The following is a 16,302-nucleotide window of genomic DNA, read 5'->3' as shown; positions in this document are numbered from 1 at the left end:
CTCCTTGGGGAAACCGTCAGGTGCGCGCGGCTTCGACGGCCCGAGCGAGCTGCCTTCGTAGCTCGGCGGCGTCGTCCGCGCCGTAGGCGTCTTCGAATCGGGCCTGCGCGCGCGCCCATGCGACGCGTGCTTCTTTCAACGTCGCCGTTCCCGCCGGGGTGAGCCGGAGCTGACGCACGCGGCGGTCGTGCTCGGCGACGCCCATCACGACGAGGCCCTCTCGTTCGAGGGGCTTCAGGTTATGCGTGAGCGTCGTCCGATCCATCACGAGCGCCTCCGCGAGATCCTGCATCGTCGCAGGAGCGATGCGCGAAAGGCGGGAGAGCACGGCATACTGGGTCGCGCGGAGCCCCGTGCCCGCGAGCTCCTCGTCGTAGAGCTGGGTGATCTGGCGAGCCGCCTGGCGAATGGCGAGGCAGTTGCAGAGGATCTCGCTCGGGGCGAGAGATGCGTCCGAAGACTGGCCACGCGTCGATGACGCCATGACCTTCCTATAGGTGCATATGCACGTACTTGTCAAGCCAAGCGCGTGCGCGCGCGGCAGGAGCACCGCCGAAGCGTCAGTAGCGGTTCTTCTCGTAGTCGTGCTCGAGCGCCCAGCCCACCACGGTCTTCGAGGCGAGCGCGCGCACCGCGGACGCCGCGAGGCCCTTCTGCTTGTTTTGCTTTAGGTGGTCGATGCAGATCTCGGCCATCTTCGGCAGCTCGCTGCGGGGCACGTGGCGCGACGTGTTCCAGAGCTGCGCGTCGCGCACGGCCGTGCTGGGGACGAGGCGCGCGAATTCGACGTCGAGCAGCATCGACAGCTTCGGCGTCTTGTTCTCGACCGCCATCGACGAGAGCAAGGTCGGCTCGATCGTGAGCGAGGCGCGGCCCGAGAGCTCCACCACGCGATCATCGCCGGGCCGGAGCGCGAGCAGCGCAACGCGTGGCTGTTCGAGCAGGTTGTGGAAGGTGTCGGTGCGCCGATTGCCCGGCCGATCCGCCACGGCGAGCCGGCCTTGCGCGTCGACCTTGAGGAACCCCGGAGGATCGCCTTTGGGGCTCGTGTCGCCCTCGCCCTTCGCATCCCACGAGCTCAGCGTCACGAAAGGCACGTGGGAGAGGAACGAAAGCACTTCGGCGTCGGCCAACAGCCCCGAGGGAGCGGCGAGCCGCGGAAGCGAGATTTCAACCGGCTTCTCCCACAACGAGGACCGCAGAATCGACTTCGCGCAGTGCATGAAGGCTTCTTCGACGGTGACCAAAAGCTCCGCGCCGTCGAGCGAGGGCCGGCCATTCACGCGCAGCGTCTCGCCCAGCCCCGGAACGAAGAAGAGGAGCGAGCACCCGATGCGAACATCGACGGCCGCGGGCTCCGGCAGCGTGAAGCGCAGGTGCGTTCCCTCGATGGAGCGCGCGAAGCCAGGGGTGCCTCCCACCGGCCACGCGCGCGCTCGGCCATCGGTGTCCGCGAAGCCCAGCACGGCAAACGGCGAGCGCGCGAGGAGCCGCACGCAGTGCACGTCGAGCGTGTCGATGGACTTCATCAACACCCCGAGCGGCCTGCTGCCGACGACCTGCTCCAGCGCTTCGACCGTCTTGAGTTCCACGGACCTCATCCTGCGCTTGTTGATGATGACTTGCAACTTCATTTTGTCTGAGCGCGTTCGCCGCCGGCCGGGTCGCCGCATTTTTCTTGCGGTTAGTGAATGACTAACTAAGTATCCGAGACGTGCCGCTCTCCGCAGAGTCCGAAGGAACGTTCACCCGCATCCTCGACGAAGCCGAGGCGTTGTTCGCGACGCGCGGCTATCGGCGTACGCGGCTGTCGGAGGTCGCCGCGGCCGTCGGGGTCAGCGAACCGGCGCTCTACCGTTACTTTCGCGGCAAGGACGCGCTGTTCGAGCAGGTGCTGCGGCGCGCCGCCGCCTCGCCAGGTCCTTACGAGCCCCCCGGAAACCTCCCGGTGCCGAACCCCGAGCCCGGCCAGATCGAGTCCTTCCTGCGCGCATTCTTCGAGAAAAGCCGCCGCGTGGCAGCCCTCGAGCGCGCGCTCCGCGGGTCCGCTCCCCGCACCACGGCAGAAGCGCGAACGGAGCTCGCGGGCGTCGTCGGCGAGCTGTTCGACCTGGCGACGAGGTATCGGGCCGGAGCGCGCATCATGAACGCGAGCGCGCTCGAATCGCCCGAGCTCGGGCGCATCTGGGACGAGAACGTCCGCGCGTATTTGACGCGCGCCGTCGAGCGCTACCTCGGCCGGAGGTCGGACGAGGGCCTGCTCGCCTTGCCCACGAATCCGAGCGACGCGGCCGTCGTCCTCGCGAGCCTTGTGACGAGTTACGCGGTGCACGCCGCCGATCTCGGGCTGCCCGGCTCCCTCGAGCACCGGCGCGAGGTCGTCGTCGCGTCCGTCGTCGCCATGCTCGAACCCCGAAAGGTCATCCGATGAAGCTCTCCATCCCCCTGCGCACACGCCGCTGGGACGACGAGATCGCCCGGCTCGATCCCGAGCGCGATTACGAGGCCATCGTCTACGCGCTCGCGAACCACGTCTTCCCGTTCGAGATCATCGCCGCGATGGAGATCGCGCAGCTGAGGACGTTCACGATCCCGAGCATCAGCAAGCTGCTCCACGCGACCGGGCAGTACGAGCGCGAGGGCCCGAAGCGGCTCGACGACACGAAGGCCATCCTGAACGAGATCCACCGACCCGGCCTCGAATCACGCGCGAGCCGCGAGATGGTCGAGCACCTGAACCGCATCCACGGGCTGTACCGGATCTCGAACGACGATTTCCTCTACACGCTGAGCACGTTCGTCTTCGATCCCATTCTCTTCATCGAGAAATGGGGCCACCGCGCCATGACGGAGAAGGAAAAAGATGCCTTCTACTTCCTCTACCGCCGGCTCGGCGAGCTCATGCACATCCGCGACATCCCGGAGAGCCGCGCGGCGTTTTTCGCGTGGCGGCAGGACTACGAGCGTCGCGCGCAACGCTACGCGCGCGAGAACGAGGCGGTCGCCCGCGGTCTGCTCGTCGCCGTGCAGAGCCTCTTGCCGCCCGCGCTCGCCCCGTACATCGAGTCCGTGGTCGTCCTCCTCACGGAAGACGACGGATTCCGCGCCGCGCTCGGTCTTCGCGAGCCCGACCCTAACCTCGCTCGTTTCCTTCACGCGCTACTCGCCGTCTATCGCCGCGCCACGCGCCACGTCTCGCTCTACGAGCACCGTGACTTCGGGGAGACCGAGATTTACAGCTACTACCCCACCTACCCCTCGGGCTACGACCGGCTCCGCCTCGGCCCCACCAAAGTGCTCGAGATTCTCGCGAAGAAGGGGGCCGCGCAAGCCGTCGCCGGAGAGTAAAACGTGCCGGTCTCGGCCGCGCAGCCCTGCTATGGGCGGGCGAATTCAGTCGAGCGCGAGGCGGATGGCTCTCTCGACTGGCGAGTCGTTACCATCGGTACGGGTGGGCTCGAAGGGCACACGCGGCAGCAAGGGGGGCTGGGCGAGGAAACGTGGAACGCGGCCGCGATGCGGCTGCCCCGCGTGCACCAGGAACGGATGGCAGAGGTAGACAGTCCCCGCGGGGCCCGTGGCGAGCGCCTCGGGCAGGTGCGCCGATTCGCGAAAGTCCGTGCTCACGAGCTCGCGCAGCGTGAGACCACCTTCGCCGTGCGGCGCGAGGCGACGTGCAATCTCGGCGTGCGAGCCGATGCGAAGGCGCGTCGGCGCGTCGTCGTCACCGACGTCCGAGAAGAGAAAAAGCATCAAGAGCGCACGGCCTTTTGATGCGACGTTGGCGCGCCACGCGAAAAAGTCCGGCTCGTTCTCCCAGCCGAAGCTGGCATCGATGTGCCATCCGCAGTCCCCCGGCTCGTCGGGAGATGGGAAGCGAATGGGAAACGTGCCGAGGCTCGCGCGGGGCAACCAGCGATCGACCCCGACCAGCGAATCGAAGGCGGCAAGGAGCTTCGTGGTGTTCACAGCCGCTCGAAAAGGCGGATGGGCTTGGTCGCCGATGCGAATGACGGGCTTGGTCCAGGTGGACGGGTCGTCGGGCGAACAGCCCGTTGCGGCCCACAAGATGGCGCGACACGCGTCGGCGAGGTCGCGGGGGAAGGCGTCGTCGATACGGACGTAGCCTTCGTGGACGAATTGATCGATCTGCGCTCCCGAGAGCGCGAACTGGCGATGAGGCATGACGATTCTCCAGCAAACGGACTGAGACGTGGCGCACGCCTGCCCACACGCGGGCAAGCGCGCACAGCGAATTGCGCGGGCCTTGGGCCACGCTCAGCCGAGCAGGAAAACTGCGAAACGCATCGTCATCCGGGGCGGAGGATGCCACTCCGCTCGGCATGGCGCAAGCGCGCCGCGACGCCGCAAGGGCGGATGGGACGTTCTAACCGGCACGCGCATAACGACTCGGCGGCTGGCCCACGTGGCGGCGGAACGCCGTGCTGAAGGTGCTCGCCGAGCTGTAGCCGACGCGCTCGGCGACCTCGGCGATTCCCATGTCGTGACGGCGGAGCAGATCCCTCGCGACGGCCATCCGCCAGGCGAGCAGGTATTCCATCGGCGACACGCCCACGGTGCGGATGAAACGCTCAAAGAACGACGAGCGAGAGAGCGCCGCCGTCTTCGCGAGCTCGGCCACCGTCCACGAACGCGCGAGCTGACCGTGCATTTGCCGTATCGCCGGCGCGAGCCGCGCATCGGATAGCCCGCGCAAGAGCCCCGGAGGCGCGTCGTCGCCCGACGTCGACCGCAACGCTTCGATGAGCAGGATCTCCACGAGCCGCGTGAGCACGAGGTCGCGCCCCGCTCTCTGCTCTTTCGATTCCTCGCCGACGAGCCGCACCAGCACCAACAGCCGCTCGACACCACGCACGTGCAAGAGCGCCGGCAAGAGCGACACCAGGAGAGCCGCGTCCGGCGAGTCGAAGACGAAATAGCCGCCGAGCAGCCGCACGTCGGGCCGTCCACCACGCGTGCCGTGGCGGACTTCATCCGTCGGCGCGGGCGTCATCTTGGGGTCGATGCGCTCCGGCGTCACCGGTTCGAAGCCCGACATGGTGAAGCCCGGCGTCGCCGGCAGGAGGACGAAGTCGCCTGCCTCGAGCGTGACGGCAGGCTGGCCGTCCACGGCGAGACGGCAGCGACCCTCGAGCACGACACAGAAGCTCGGCTGGCCAAACTCCGCGTAGCGAACACCCCAGCGACCAGCGCCGCTGATGCGCTTCGAAAACACAGCCTGCGGCTGAAGCAGCGCGATGATTTCCGAGAGAGGGTCATTCATGTCCGGACTCTAGCAAACGACATTCGGACTCTCCATGGTAGATCGTCCGGCTCGCCGCAATTACATTCTCCCCATGGACGCCGCGCGCATCGCGGCAAAGGAGCCGACATGAAAACGGTACTCATCACGGGTTGCTCTTCCGGCTATGGCCTCGAGACCGCGCGCCATTTCCACGCGCAGGGCTGGAACGTCATCGCCACCATGCGAACGCCCCGCGAGGACGTTCTACCCCGATCGGACCGGCTGCGCGTGATCGCGCTCGATGTGACGAAGCCCGAGCAGATCGCGGCCGCGCTCGAGGCGAGTGGGCCCATCGACGTGCTCGTCAACAATGCTGGCATCGGGCTCCTGGGCGCCTTCGAGGTCACACCGATGAGCACGGCGCGCGAGGTGTTCGAGACCAACACCTTCGGCGTGATGGCAATGACGCAGGCCGTGCTGCCACAATTCCGCGCGCGCAAGTCGGGCGTGATCGTGAACGTGACCTCGAGCGCGACGCTTTCGCCCATGCCGCTGGTGGCCGTGTACACGGCGAGCAAGATGGCCATCGAAGGGTTCACCGCGTCGCTCGCGTTCGAGCTCGAGGCATTCGATGTGCGGGTGAAGCTGGTCGAGCCGGGCTATTGCCCGAACACGAGCTTCACGAGCAACGGGGGGTCCCGCATGGAAGGGTTGATCCCCGAGGCGTACGCGCCTTTCGCAGCGCGCATCTTCGCTTCTTTCAGGCAACTCGCTGCCGTGACCCGCGAGTCCGATGTGGCCGAGGGGGTGTGGCGTGCCGCGAACGACGCGACCGGAAGGCTCCGTTTCCCCGCCGGTCCCGACGCGGTGGCGCTGGCTCCGGCCTAGAACATCGATCGGTTTGACAACCGCTCGATGTTCTAGGCTTCTTTCGTCCCGAGGGGGACGCCTCGCGTCCCCCTCTCGTCCGGGCAAAGCCCGGCCGATTCACCCCCCGAGGCGAGCTCGCTCCGCGATCTCGCAGAGCGCCGAACTGTTCGGCGCTCTAGCCAGCGTCTGCAAGCGCGGACAGGCGGCTCGCCATGTACCGCGCGGGCGACGTCCCGAGAGCTTTGCGAAACATGGTCACGAAGCTGCTCGCGCTCTCGTAGCCGAGGTCCAGCGCCACGCTTTGCACGGTCGCGCCGCGGGAAAGCTTCTGGATGGCGAGGATGATGTGGAGCTGCTGGCGCCAGCGGCCGAAGCTCAAGCCCGTCTCCTCGACCAGGAGACGGTTCAAGGTGCGCTCACCGATGCCGATTCGCTTCGCCCACGTCTTCGTCGTCGCGCCGTTCGCCGGATTGGCGGTCATCGCATCCACCAAACGACGGAGCCGCGGATCGATCGGCATCGGCAAGCGATGCTTCTCGATCGAGACCGTCGCGAGCTCGTCGAGGAGCACGCTCACCAGGCGCGCGTCCGGTCCTTCGAGGTCGTAGAGCGCGGGACGCGTCGCCAGGCGAAGCAAGAGCTCGCGGAGGAGCGGCGTCACCGACACCGCGCAGCAATCCGGTGGAAGGTTCGGCGCCGCGCCGGGCTCGACGAAGACGGCGTAGCCCTCGAGCGGCGCGCGCGCGCGGATCCGATGCGTCACGGACCCGGGGATCCACAGCGCCGATTGCGGCGGCACGATCCAGAGGGCGCTCGACGCTTCGCAGATCAGCTCTCCGCGCACCAAGTACATGAGCTGCGATTCGCGGTGCGCGTGAGGCTCGCTCTCGAGCCCGCCGCTCGCCATGCTGAGCCCGATCGCGTTCGCCGGTCGCGCGACCCCGGTCTTCCAGCGCCCGCTCGCCTCGAGCACGAAACGGCTCGCGAGCAACTCGAGCGACGCCGCCGCGCCACGGGGCTCGTTCGCCACCTGGACGTCTCCGCGAAACGTCCAGCCCGTCGGATGCACAATCTGTGTCGCCTTCGAACTTCGCCGCTTCGCTGCCATGGCCGTTCTGAAAAACAATTTGTCTTGATTGCGCAATGCAGTCAACAGCGCCGGGATCTACCTTCTCCGCCATGCCCACGCCTTCCACCGCGCCTTCGGGCATGTAAGCCACGAGCGCTGTCATTCGATTGCAAGAGGAACGATGACGAAACCTGATCCCTTTTCTGTGCTCACCGATTCACGTGTGGCGCGCGTGTTGCGCCGCCTTCATGAAGAAGCGGACGAGCAATTCTTCGGTCTGGCACTTCACTATCTCCCAAAGCTGCCCGCCCTCCTTCTGGGGCGTAAGGTCGCCCTCGATGATGCCTCGGCTCTCCGCTCGCGCTATTTCGCGGACAAGTTCATCGCGCTCGAGCGTCCTCAAGGTGCCTTCTGTCATCAGACCGTGCGCGCGCTTCAGGCGAAGCTCGTCGTCGAGTTCGGCACGTCATTCGGCATCTCGACGATCTGGCTCGCCGCTGCCGTACGTGCGAACGGTGGAGGCAAGGTCATCGGTACCGAGTTCGTCCCAGAGAAGGCCGCGCGCGCGCAGAAGCACATCGAGGAGGCCGGCCTCGCCGACATCGTCGAGATCCGCGTCGGCGACGCGCTCGAAACACTCCGCGTGCTGCCTGGAGACGTCGACATGGCGCTCATCGATGGCTTCCCGCAGAAGTCGGTCGACGTGGTGAAGCTCCTCCGGCCATGGCTACGTACCGGCGCCGTGGTCGTCGCCGACAACGTCGGGGTCATGAAAGGCGACTACCGTCCCTACGTGGATTTCATGCGCGACCCACGCAACGGCTTCACGTCGATGCTGATCCCGTTCAAGTCCGGCACCGAATACTCCGTCCGGACGCCGGCCAACCCCGACCGGACGGCCGAGGCAAAGGCGGTGTGAGACGGTGTCTCTCGAGCTGTTCCTCGTTCTCGGCTCCCTCGAAGGTCGCGGGAACGGAGGACAAAAGACGACGGCCCCGGAGATTGCTCTCCGAGGCCTCAGTTTCGAAGGGGATTGGCTCCCCAACGCAGTCTCTGGCGCGAACTTCCGGACCGGCTTCACGGTCGAGCTTGGGAAGCCGGCCAACGCGAGGCGATGCAGCTTGGAGCACCTGTCCCCTCCCCCGGTGGCCGGGCATGTGGCCTTGGCGGAGGAGTTCCAGAATCTTCTTGACACTGGGGAAGTTTGTTCTCGGGCCGAGCTCGCCGAACGCTTCGAGCTGACCCGGGCGCGGGTCACGCAGCTGCTCAACCTCCTGAGCTTGGCGCCGGAGGTGATCGCGTTCGTTCGGGCGTTGCCGCCGGGTACGCCTGCGCGGCAGGTGACCGAGCGTGGTCTACGGCGTCTCACGGGCCTGCCGCTCGATCGGCAGGTCGCGCGCGCCAAGGCGTGCCTGCCAGGTTTCGCCGCGTTCCTCACGAGCAGCGTCGAGCCGGCCACCGCGCGTGGGGTAGAACGCGCGGCGAAGCGGTGCTCAGGACAGCAACGATGATGCGGAAGAACAGACACATGCAGATGAAGGACAGGAAGAACGGCTCGAGGTCCACGACGCGCATGAGCAGTCAGTGCCACGAGGACGTCCGCGAGCTCCCGCTCGTCGACATCGTGGTGCCCAAGCACCGGGCTCGTCGGCTCCGCGACGTCACTCCACTCGTCGAATCGATCGCGCAGTCGGATCTCATCGAGCCGATCATCGTGCGCCGTCTGCAGGACGGGAACCTCGTGCTCGTCGCTGGCCTGCACCGGCTTGAAGCGCATCGCAAGCTCCACCGGAAGACGATCCTCGCGCGCATCATCGAGGTGTCCGATCTCGAGGCCGAGCTCATCGAGCTGGATGAGAACCTGGCGCGGACCGAGCTGACAGTGCTCGAGCGCAGCGAACAGCTGCTGCGCCGCAAGCAGATCTACGAGCGACTGCACCCCGAGACGAAGCAGGGCGGCGCGCCAGGGAAGAAGGGCGGCGGCAAGAAGGCGAAGGACGCGACGGTCGCGTCCTTCGCAGAGGACGCTTCTGCGAAGACCAGCCTCTCGATCCGGACGATCCAGGATGACGTGAAGATCGCACGGCTCGGCGACAACACGAAGGAGGCCCTCCGCGGCACGCCGCTGGAGGATCAGAAGCGCGTGCTCCTGCAGATCACCCGGATCGCGCCGGAGATGCAGGCGGCGGTCGCCGAGGCGGTGGCCTCCGGGCGATGTCGCACCGTGAAGCAGGCTGTGATCGAGCTCGGCGTGAAGGAGAAGCCCCAGCCTCGCCATCCACGCGGCGGCATCGCATCCCTCGTACGCGGCGTGGTCGAGCCCCTCTTGGACGCCAAGAAGCGCTTGGCACGTCTCGCGGCGGGCCTGGACACAGCAAGCGCGCAGGAGGCGCAGGCGTTGGGCGAGGAGATCTCTGCGGTCGAGAAGAAGCTCGGCGCGCTCGCGAGCTCGGTCGAGGCGCGCACTGTGGTGACCCGCGACGCACAGGTGCAGGGCCAGCAGGAGCTACCGCTGCAGCGTCCAGACACGCCGCGCGTCGATGTTCTAGGTGCCGTTCAGGCCCTGCTCGAGCTGGAGAGCGAGGGGATCTTGAAGGCGCCGCCGATGACATTCATGGACGTCTTCTTCGCGGATCCGACGGATCCGCATGGGCTTCGCAGGCAGCTCGCAGAAGTGCGGGGGATGATCCAGACACGAGCAGCGCGCGGATCGCGGGGATCGAGGCGCGGCCGGGGTGTCGTGCCTGCGAACGACGTCGTCGACCAGGGCCATGGGAGGCTCTTGTCGTACAAGACGTATAACACGATTCAGCGCTATCTCGAGCGACACGAGCCGACGCTGGAGCCCATCTACAACAAGTACGCGGAGACGCGCACAGAGAACTCAGCACACGCACGGATCTGCGAGAAGATCGACCGCTTCCTCGAGAACGGTGGCATCGAGATCATCGACAACAGCTTCTCGTACGTGCATTACCTCAAGGTACACTGCGCGGATCCACAAGCGCTTCAAGTGGCTGCACGGGCTATGGAGCAGGAGACGGTGGCGTATCTCCGGGCGCTGAATCAGTTCTCGGACAAGGTGCTGCAGAGCATGCGGCATTCCACGATGAAGCAAGGTTCAGCGCCCGCGGCAGCGCCGGGTCATGCCTCACAGCTACCTTTCACGCAGTCTCCCAAGCAGCCGGAAGGACCTGTACCCCCATTTCCAAGCACTCAAGTTCTGCTATCCCCTGCATTAGCACCTGCCGCGAATACGCAAGCGTCGCCGCCGTCGATCCCAGTCTTGATTACCGCCTCCGCGGCGCCGGACAAACCGCGCGAGTGCCCCACGGACGAACGGATCGAGGAGGAGGTATCGCAGCTCATCGATGACTTGCAGAGTGGACGGCTGCGTCATTCGTTCGAGGCTGAGAAAGCAATCCGGCAGAAGAAGTGGCCTCAACCCGAAAAGGACAAAGCGCTCAAGTCATTCTTCAAGAGGCGCGGAAAACTACCACCGTCTGGGCGCACGACCATGCCATCGCAATCGTTGCCAGCGGACTCCACTGTTCCGGCTGCTGGGCCAGCGCCGACGAGTGCTTCCCTGACGCCTCCTGTATCATACCAGCCTTGCCGCAAGGATGTAGAGACGGGCGTGCTGTCAAGGGTCGCGGCATTGCTGGAGAGCGCACCACCGGACGTGTTACAGCAGGCTATGAGCTTGGCGAGCGCCGTTCGGTGATCGGCACGGGCTCAGGGAGGCGACGGACGCGGGCTCGGATAGACTGGGTACCCCGATCCCGCGGCGGCACGGGCTACGCGTGTATTGCGCTACGGGGAGGCGGGGATGTCATCGCCAGGGCGCGAGGCGGGCCGCTCTCACCGGGACGATCAGCGCGCGAAAAACCTCCGATAGAGCTGCTGCCACTCCTGATAAAGCCTCGGCTCCTGGCGCAGGCGCTCTTTCCACGCCTCGTCGACGGCCCTCCGTTTTTCGAGCGAAGCGAGCCCGTATCGCGCGAAAATCTTCTCGGTGTCTCTGGGGAAGCGGGCGAGTTCCGCGCATAAGGATGCGTGGGCCTCAAGCGTGAGCGAATGACCTCCCGCCGGGGGTGGGAGCGTGGGGCTGTCTGAGTCGTCCTCGTCTGCGGCCCTACCTGCGTCCTGAGTCGTCGCGAAGGGAAGCGCAGGACCGCGAGGGACGAGCGGCGCTCCGAGCATCGTCATCCCGGCCAGGTCCGCGCCTTCGGGCTCGGAGTGACGCTCCGGAGGCGATGCAACGGGGCGGGCGAACGTTGTTTTCGCCTCCGGCTTGTCCTCGTCTTCCCGACGCGGCTGGAATGGCAACGCAGGCCGAGCCGGAATCAAAGCTGGAGAAAGCGTGGTCGCCCCCGCCTCATCCGCGCTGTCATCGTGCATTGTCTCTGTGAGCCGATCCCGGACAGGCTGGGCGGTTCTCGTCGGCAGCGGCGGTGCGGCCGTTCGTTCGGGCGGCGCGGCGCCCGGCTGGAAAGGGAGCACCTTGGGCGGGAGATCATGCACGATGGGTGGCAGCGTCGCCTCGATGTCGGTGTCCGCGGGCAAACGAGCGACCCAGGCAATACGCGAGAGATCCACGGACGCCAAGGCGACGCTGTTTTTTTCCTCCGGGGGCGCGAAGACGGGTTCAGGCACGCGAGGCGGTGTGGGAGGGACGCTGGGACTCTCGGCAGGCGCGTCGATCCGGTCCTTCTCGGCTCCTGATAGAGCGCTTTGACGATCGAGGAACGCTTGCGTGTAGCGGTTCGTCAATTCGAACCGCCCGCGCTCAAGTTCTGCGCTCATTTTTTGCAGCCAGTGGCGCTGCTCGGCCGTCCAGGCGTCCATGCTGACGCCGGCGCGCGCAAGTACCTCGTCACGGAGCTTGCCGGCCTCCATCTCGGCGCGGATCTCGGCGTAGCGCTCGATGGTCAGGGACGTGCTGTTCATCGAGGGCATGCTACCGGGTCCGCGTTGCGAAGTCAGGAGGGGAGCGCAGGCTCATCCGTCGCCGCGCAGCGCTTCTCGGAAGCGACGCTCCTCGGCCGGATCCTCGGTCATCCGCCGGCTCCAGTGCTCGTTGCTCCGGACGTAGTCCGCGAGCGTGGCGCCCACCTTGGCGAGCGCAGCCTGGAGATCACCCGTGGCCTGCAGGAGCCGGGTGATCCTGGCGAATCGTTCGAGTGAAATGGGCGGCGCGAGGGCGCTCTGGGCAGCCTGGTAGGCGGCGGTGTACGCCGCGAGCAATGCGGGGACGCCCTCGCCCTCCTCGGCCAGAGCCTCCGTGAGCCGTTCCTGCCAATGGGCGTCGATACCTTCCCAGCTCTCCTCGTCGAGCCCGCGACGCGCGAGCACCTCGGCCCGCGCCTCCCCGGCCGCGGCGAGCTCGGCCATCACGGCCGCGTACGTTTCGAGGTCGAGGTCCATGTGGGGATCGTACTCGTGCGCCGGGAAAAAAGCGGGTAAAACGAACAGGCATGGCCGACGAGCTCGCTGTCCTCGACGTGCAGGCGCCCTGGGTGCAGCACCTGGAGCGCGCGCACAGCCTCCTTCACGTGGTCGCCCGCTTCATCGAGGAGGAGAGCGAGCCCTCGGCCCACCTCGCGCCCGCGGCGCGCAAGCTCGAGAGCGGCCTCTCCGCGATGTACGACGCGTTCGACGGCCGCGCCGACCGGGTCACGGCCATCGGCGTCGCGCATGGCAGGATCTGGGAGGCGGCGATTTTCCTGGCGCGCGCGGGTTTGTCGAGGGAGGTCACCTCGCTGCGGGACGCGTGCGTGGAGCTCGTCGCCGCGGAGGAACGTTTCCCGCGGGTGCCCCTCGCAGGCCCACGCGTGGCGCCGCTCTGCGCGGGGACCGATCGACCTCCGCTCCACGCCCTCGAACGAGCGTCGCTCGCGCCCTCGTTCCGCGCGCCCGAGGTGCCCGCGGCCGAGTCCGAAGAACCCGCGCTCGCGCTGCCGGAGCCAAGGACGTTCGAGGAGCTCCGAGCGACCGCTGAGGCGATGCGTCGCCTCGCCAAAGAAAAGGTGAAAACGCGCGTCGCGCCGCCGAAACGCGCAGCGCGGCAGGAGGCCGTCGCGACCGACGAGGGAGCTCCGCCCGGGTTCGCATTCGCGCCGGAGGGTGCCATCTCCGAAGAGACCTTCGTTCACCGCTGGGCGCGCACGTGCTTCGAGGAGATCGGGATGCTCGGGGTGCAGCGAGCCCCGCTGCGCGGCGACGACTGGCGCGCATGTCAAAGCCTGGAGCTGCGCATGATCGCGGGCATTGATGCGGTGGCGGCGCTGGGGCCGAAGGCGATCGCATACCTCGAGCCCTGGGCGATGGACGCGCCGGCCGCGGATCCGATGCGGATCTTCGCGGCAGCGATGGTCGGCGGCTGCCTCGAAGGTCGAGACGCGCTCGCGTGCGCGGAGCGGGTGCTCCATCGATTCGGGCCGGGTGATCCGGCCGTCGCCGAGGCCTTCGCTTCGGCCATGAAGCTCGCGCCGAACCCGTTCGTGCCGAACGTTCTGCGAGCGCTGTACCGATCCCACGAGCGAGGATGCCGGGCCATCGCGGTCGAGGTGCTCGGTCATCGCGGCTGGCTCACGGCGACCGAGATGGAGGAGCTTTGCGCCGAGGAGGACGCTCGCGTGTTCGCGCTGGCGTTGCCGGCGATCGCTGCGTCGAAGCATCCGGGCCTCGAACGAGCGCTCGGGCGGGCGCTCGTGCACGAGGACCCCGATGTGCAGGCGGCGGCCCTCGACGCCATGGCCATTGCGGCGCACCCGCGGGCAGCAGCGGCGGCGCGCGCGGCGGCGGAAGGAGCGCTCTGGGAACGCGCGCTCGTGCGGCTCGCGATCGTGGCGAAAGAGGGCGACGCGTCGTGGTTGCTCGAAAGAATGCGGCGATCGCCGACGCCGTCCGCGATCGAGGCGGTGGGGTGGGCAGGGCTCGTGGAGGCCGTTCCAGCGCTGATCGAGCAGCTCACGGACGATGACGAAGGGGTGCGATTTGCCGCGGCGGAGGCGCTCGATCGGATGCTCGGCGCCAACCTGGTCGAGGAAATCGAGCTCGAGCCCGAGGCGCTCGAGGAGGCGGGGGTTGTCGATCCAAACCCGGAGCCAGCGCGCGGGCGGGTGGCGCTCTCGGAGCTGGTGAGTGATCCGCGGGACAGGCTGCCGGCAGGATCGAAGGACACGGTGGAGGCGCCATCGACGGATCCGGAGCGATGGCAGGCGTACTGGGCCGAGCATGGAGCGCGGTTCGATCGAAAAGGTAGGTATCGGCGAGGACAAACGTATTCCCCGTCGGTGTCGCTGTACGAGCTCGACAGGCTGGCGCTTTCGGCCGAAGACCGGCGGAGGCTTTCGCGGGAGCTCGCGGTGAGGACGGGGCGGTGGGTGCATTTCGATCCGCATGATTTCGTGGCGGATCAGGTGAGGAGCTTGCAGGGGTGGGAAAAGGTCGTGTCGGGCGTGAGGGTTTCGTGAGGTCAGCCCCCGAAGTGCCTTCCTGAAATCCAAGCCTCCACCTGGTCCTCGGCCTGCGCCCAGGCGACGAGCGTCTCTTCGCCGCCGAGGCGCAGGACGATATCCGAAAGCCACTCCGGGTGGACATAGCCGCGATCATACGAGAAGAGGCGCGTCGTCTCGGCCCCGGTGGGCTGCCAGACGGCTGGATCTGCGCGCCTCTTCCATATCGCGAGCAGGTTCTCCTCGGAGAGCCAGGGCAGCATCTCGTAGAGGGAGCTGTCGGACTCCTCGGGCGGAGCGCGGAGCGCGTCCTCGATGGCGAGGGACACCGCCGGTGCGAGCGCCTGTCGCTGCGCCTCGGAGAGCCGGGGAAAGGCGACCGCCCAGGCGGACAGCCGGTTGGCCCCCGAGGCGGCCGTTGCAATGACCTCTGCGAAGCGAGCGATGTCGCCGTCGTCCCGGAGCTCCTCCGCCACCCAGGGGAGATCACCAGAAGCCTCTTCTTCGTGGAGATAGGGTCCCAGCAGCCGCTCTACCTCCTCGAACGGTCCGCTCCGGACGACGATGGAGAGCCGCCCGTAGCGCCGGGTCTCCTCTTCCACAATCGCCGTCTGAAATGCGCGGGCCGGCTCCATTTCACCGAGTGCTGCCGCTCGCTCGGTCAAGGCCAGAAGGGCTTCGTCATCCCACTGTTCCATGAGCGGCAGGAGCTCGCGCTCGAGGTGATGGAGCTCTTCGACGGTGGCGACCGGAGCCCACCTCCGGACGGCGCGGGAATGCGCTCGGAGCACGGGCGCCGGCTCCGCGAGGAGCGCCTGCGAGATCGACGCGCGCGCCGCTCCCCGGATGTGCTCCACGAGCTCCGAGAGAGCGCACAGCCGGTCGGAGGGGGCCATGGCCATCGCCTCGCGCAAAAGAGATTGCTCCAGCTCCGCCTTCAGCCAGCCGGGGACATGACCGACGCGGAGAGGCGCGGTCCTCTCCCAAAAGCTGTCCGTGTCCGCCTGCCAGCGTGCCACGACTTCGCGCGCCTCGTCGGGCGGTAGTGCTGCCCAGTCGGATTCGGGGATCCGAGCCAGGAACCGGCGCGCCATGGGCGGCAGACGCTCGCAGGCGAGAAGCCAGTTGATGGCTTCGCGGACGAGGCGTGTCGCGCCCTCCGGGGCGGCACCGAGCCGCTCGGCCGCGGCGGCGACGCGGTGTTTGAGCTCCGGCAGCGAAAGGATCCCGGCGTCGACCTCGCGGAGGAGCTCGTCCCTCCGGTCGTCGTGGGAGAGGCGCGCGAGCGTGGCCAACCACGAGAGACGCTCTTCCCCCGAGCGTGCCTCGACGTGGCGAGCGGCAATGTCCAGCACACGCTCGCGCACTGGGAATGACAGGCGCTCCGCGATGGCGAAGACGACATAAAGTGCATACCCCGACCTGGGGAATCGTGCACCGAGTCGCTCGAAGAGGGTGCGAGCTCCCAGCGAGCGCGCGATCCAGGGGCCGCTCTCGTCCGGCGACGCCGCGGCTTCGAACGCATGGTGAGCGTGGCCCCACGCATCCAGGACGAGGACGCGCAGGTCGGAGGTCTCTCCACCGGGGACCTGTGCGTGCGCCTGCTCGACTGCGCGGAGCAGTTCGGAAAGAAAAGAATCCCGTTCGTCGAGCATCAT

The 16,302-nt window shown here is 67.3% G+C and carries 15 protein-coding genes; 7 read left to right on the top strand and 8 right to left on the bottom strand.

From position 1 onward, the window contains the following. Positions 1 to 16 precede the first annotated feature (16 nt). Together KEG38_RS24190 and KEG38_RS24185 are read right to left on the bottom strand one after the other, a co-directional pair. Positions 17 to 484, bottom strand: a complete 468-nt coding sequence (locus tag KEG38_RS24190) for a MarR family winged helix-turn-helix transcriptional regulator (protein WP_272422237.1) — start codon at positions 482 to 484, stop codon at positions 17 to 19. A gap of 76 nt (positions 485 to 560) precedes the next feature. Continuing rightward, positions 561 to 1,601, bottom strand: a complete 1,041-nt coding sequence (locus tag KEG38_RS24185) for a pyridoxamine 5'-phosphate oxidase family protein (protein ID WP_272422236.1) — start codon at positions 1,599 to 1,601, stop codon at positions 561 to 563. Positions 1,602 to 1,714: 113 nt separating this feature from the next. Here KEG38_RS24185 and KEG38_RS24180 point away from each other — a divergent pair, with 113 nt between their 5' ends. Continuing rightward, positions 1,715 to 2,431 carry a TetR/AcrR family transcriptional regulator gene (locus tag KEG38_RS24180; RefSeq protein ID WP_272422235.1) on the top strand — a complete coding sequence of 239 codons (717 nt, stop codon included), beginning with the start codon at positions 1,715 to 1,717 and terminating at the stop codon, positions 2,429 to 2,431. Beyond that, complete coding sequence (locus tag KEG38_RS24175) at positions 2,428 to 3,348, top strand: oxygenase MpaB family protein (protein ID WP_272422234.1); 921 nt, start codon at positions 2,428 to 2,430, stop codon at positions 3,346 to 3,348. The genes KEG38_RS24180 and KEG38_RS24175 overlap by 4 nt, the downstream gene beginning before the upstream one ends. A gap of 45 nt (positions 3,349 to 3,393) precedes the next feature. Here the strand turns inward: KEG38_RS24175 and KEG38_RS24170 are convergent, their stop codons facing one another. Both KEG38_RS24170 and KEG38_RS24165 read right to left on the bottom strand, forming a co-directional pair. Further along, entirely contained in the window at positions 3,394 to 4,185 is a 792-nt protein-coding gene (locus KEG38_RS24170; protein WP_272422233.1) for a phytanoyl-CoA dioxygenase family protein, read from the bottom strand. A gap of 202 nt (positions 4,186 to 4,387) precedes the next feature. Further along, positions 4,388 to 5,284, bottom strand: coding sequence for an AraC family transcriptional regulator (locus KEG38_RS24165; RefSeq protein WP_272422231.1), 897 nt, complete (start codon positions 5,282 to 5,284; stop codon positions 4,388 to 4,390). A 108-nt stretch (positions 5,285 to 5,392) separates the two neighbouring features. On the opposite strand from KEG38_RS24165, the gene KEG38_RS24160 reads away from it, so the two are divergent. After that, positions 5,393 to 6,133: an SDR family oxidoreductase gene (locus KEG38_RS24160; RefSeq protein WP_272422230.1), complete on the top strand. Its 741-nt coding sequence runs from the start codon at positions 5,393 to 5,395 to the stop codon at positions 6,131 to 6,133. Positions 6,134 to 6,290: 157 nt separating this feature from the next. Here the strand turns inward: KEG38_RS24160 and KEG38_RS24155 are convergent, their stop codons facing one another. Beyond that, positions 6,291 to 7,145, bottom strand: coding sequence for an AraC family transcriptional regulator (locus KEG38_RS24155; RefSeq protein ID WP_272422229.1), 855 nt, complete (start codon positions 7,143 to 7,145; stop codon positions 6,291 to 6,293). A 220-nt stretch (positions 7,146 to 7,365) separates the two neighbouring features. On the opposite strand from KEG38_RS24155, the gene KEG38_RS24150 reads away from it, so the two are divergent. The 3 genes from KEG38_RS24150 (at position 7,366) to KEG38_RS24140 (ending at position 10,908) form a co-directional block, all read left to right on the top strand. Further along, entirely contained in the window at positions 7,366 to 8,103 is a 738-nt protein-coding gene (locus KEG38_RS24150) for an O-methyltransferase (protein ID WP_272422228.1), read from the top strand. A 373-nt stretch (positions 8,104 to 8,476) separates the two neighbouring features. Beyond that, positions 8,477 to 8,695: a hypothetical protein gene (locus KEG38_RS24145; RefSeq protein WP_272422227.1), complete on the top strand. Its 219-nt coding sequence runs from the start codon at positions 8,477 to 8,479 to the stop codon at positions 8,693 to 8,695. Next, positions 8,692 to 10,908, top strand: coding sequence for a ParB/RepB/Spo0J family partition protein (locus KEG38_RS24140; RefSeq protein ID WP_308216887.1), 2,217 nt, complete (start codon positions 8,692 to 8,694; stop codon positions 10,906 to 10,908). Before KEG38_RS24145 ends, KEG38_RS24140 begins: the two co-directional genes overlap by 4 nt. A gap of 149 nt (positions 10,909 to 11,057) precedes the next feature. Here KEG38_RS24140 and KEG38_RS24135 read toward each other — a convergent pair whose 3' ends face one another. Together KEG38_RS24135 and KEG38_RS24130 are read right to left on the bottom strand one after the other, a co-directional pair. Continuing rightward, positions 11,058 to 12,134 (bottom strand): hypothetical protein, encoded by a 1,077-nt coding sequence (locus KEG38_RS24135; RefSeq protein WP_272422226.1) that lies wholly within the window; start codon positions 12,132 to 12,134, stop codon positions 11,058 to 11,060. 51 nt (positions 12,135 to 12,185) lie between these two features. Beyond that, positions 12,186 to 12,611 (bottom strand): hypothetical protein, encoded by a 426-nt coding sequence (locus KEG38_RS24130; RefSeq protein WP_272422225.1) that lies wholly within the window; start codon positions 12,609 to 12,611, stop codon positions 12,186 to 12,188. Between the two features lie 50 nt (positions 12,612 to 12,661). Between KEG38_RS24130 and KEG38_RS24125 the strand changes: the two genes are divergently transcribed. Continuing rightward, complete coding sequence (locus tag KEG38_RS24125) at positions 12,662 to 14,662, top strand: HEAT repeat domain-containing protein (protein ID WP_272422224.1); 2,001 nt, start codon at positions 12,662 to 12,664, stop codon at positions 14,660 to 14,662. A gap of 2 nt (positions 14,663 to 14,664) precedes the next feature. Here KEG38_RS24125 and KEG38_RS24120 read toward each other — a convergent pair whose 3' ends face one another. Further along, a complete protein-coding gene (locus tag KEG38_RS24120) occupies positions 14,665 to 16,302 on the bottom strand; it encodes a hypothetical protein (protein WP_272422223.1) in 1,638 nt (545 codons plus the stop codon).

Origin of the sequence: Polyangium jinanense, from assembly GCF_028435265.1 — a bacterium.
GTDB classification, from domain to species: Bacteria; Myxococcota_A; Polyangia; order Polyangiales; family Polyangiaceae; genus Polyangium; species Polyangium jinanense.
This window is presented reverse-complemented; position numbering and strand designations above follow the sequence as displayed.